This window comes from Nonomuraea sp. NPDC002799, assembly GCF_053592075.1.
This window is the reverse complement of the sequence record NZ_JBSFVA010000123.1, coordinates 1-2,287: the sequence shown is the minus strand read 5'-3', so window position 1 is coordinate 2,287 and position 2,287 is coordinate 1. Positions and strand designations below refer to the sequence as shown.

1 protein-coding gene is annotated in these 2,287 nt (G+C 61.3%); it reads right to left on the bottom strand.

Translation table 11 applies throughout. From position 1 onward, the window contains the following. Positions 1 to 2,287, bottom strand: a 2,287-nt coding sequence (locus ACWD0F_RS51960; RefSeq protein ID WP_449890550.1) for a non-ribosomal peptide synthetase, incomplete at both ends; no start/stop codon positions are given.

The following is a 2,287-nucleotide window of genomic DNA, read 5'->3' as shown; positions in this document are numbered from 1 at the left end:
TGTTGTAAACCGCACTCGGCCCCTCCAACCGATCCAGAAACCACAACCGCTGCTGCGCAAACGACAACGGCACCCGACCAGGACGCGACACCGGCTCAAGAGAGATACCTGCATGCTTGGCCGTGGCGATGAGCTTCGCCAAGCCGGCGGGAGTGCGTTGTTCGAACAAGGCCCGGAGGGGCAGGTCAACCTGCAGCTTCGTGCGGACACGACTCATCAGTTTGGTGGCCGACAAAGAATGACCTCCCAACTCAAAGAAGTCATCATCTGAGCCGATCTGTGAGGTATGCAGCACTTCAGCGAACACATCACACAGCACCTGCTCCTGCGACGTCCGGGGTGGGCGACTGCCAGTAGGCTTTGTAGCTGGTTTCGGCAGTGCGTAGCGATCGAGTTTGCCGTTAGGGTTAAGCGGCATCTTGTCGAGCATGACGAATGCATTGGGCACCATGTAGTCGGGCAGGGTCTGGCTGACCCATTCTCGCAGCGCCTCCGAGGTCGGCTGAGTGACTGCAGCTGGAACTAGGTAGGCGATCAGCCGTTTGACGGCGGGGCCGTCTTCGATGGCAATGACGGTGGCTTGTGCCACGGCTGGATGCTGGCGGAGAATTGTCTCGATTTCGCCGAGTTCGATACGGAAACCGCGAACCTTCACCTGATGATCGGCCCGTCCGAGGAACAACAGTTCACCGTCGGCACGCCAGCGGACCAGGTCCCCGGTGCGATACATCCGGCTGCCAGGAGCGCCGAACGGGTTCGCCACGAAACGCCCCGCCGTCAACCCGGGCCGATTCAAATACCCACGAGCCAGTTGTCCTCCGGCGATGTAAAGCTCACCGGCGATCCCTGCTGGGACGGGCTGCAGCCATTGGTCCAGCACATATACCTGGCTGTTGGCCATCGGCCGGCCAATCGGCGCATCCTGCGACCAGTCCCCGACCCGAGCGGGCAGGGTAGACCTGGTGATCACATGCGTCTCGGTCGGGCCATAGCAGTTGTCGAGGCGCCGCTGCGGTGCTTTGCGGAAGAAATCCTTGACCGCAGGCGACAGGACCAGGGCTTCTCCGCCTTGGCCGACGTGCCGCAGCGCCGGAAAGCTGATGTCGGTGGCCTTCGCTGTCTCGCACACTGCGTCCAAGAGCAGGTTAGGGATGCACATCAGATCGTTGACTTCGTATGCCAAAAGCCACTCGACGAACTTGTCGGCGTCCTTGCGGGTCTCCTCCTCCGGCACCACTAAGCAACCCCCGCCCACCGTCGTGGCGAGGATCTCCATCGCGGAAACGTCGAAACTGAGCGCGGAGAACTGCGCAACCCGGCCTGGCGGCTCCGCGGATGTCCACCAGATCACGAGATTGCTCATCGCGGCGCCGGGCATCACCACTGCCTTGGGGCGGCCGGTCGAGCCGGAAGTGTAGATGACGAAACAAGGGTGCCCCGCCGACAGCGGAGCGACCCGATCGGCATCCGTCAGATTCGCCATCGGCAGATGGCTCACCTCAACCGGCTCGCTCAACACCATCGCAGGTCGGGCATCATCCAGCATGAACGCGATCCGCTCAGCCGGATACTCCAGGTCGATCGGCACGTAAGCCGCGCCAGCCTTGAGAATAGCCCACACCGCGACAATCACATCCACCGACCGCGGCATCCTCAACGCAACCAACGACTCCGGGCCAACACCATGCTGAACGAGATGACGCGCTAGCTGGTTCGCTCGAGCATTCAGCTGTGCGTACGTCAGAGTGACATCACGCATCTGAATCGCCAACGCATCAGGCGTGCGAGCAACCTGCGCCTCAAACATCTCCGGCAGCGTCACCGCCGGCATCTCCCTCCCAGTCTCGTTCCAGCCCACCAAAACCCGATGACGCTCCCCAGAACCAAGAACATCTAAATCAGACATCGGGATGGCAGGATCAGCGATCACAGCGTTGAAGAGTAGGTGCAGGCGTTCAGTGATGGTGGCAGCCGTTTGGTGATCGAAGAGGTCGGTGTTGAATTCGATACGGCCCGCGATGCCGTTCGGCTTCCGACCATGCGTATGCTGTTCATCGAAGTTGACATGCAGATCGAATTTTGAGACATCGAGTACTCGCCCGTGTGCGGACACCGTCAGGCCGGGCAACGGCATCGCGATGTCTGTCGATTGCGCGGTCATCATGACTTGGAACAGCGGGTTGCGGGCCAGTGACCGGGCCGGGTTGACCACCTCGACCACCTGCTCGAAGGGAATGTCTTGATGAGCGAAGGCGGCCAGATCGTTCTCCCGGACCTGGGCCAGGAG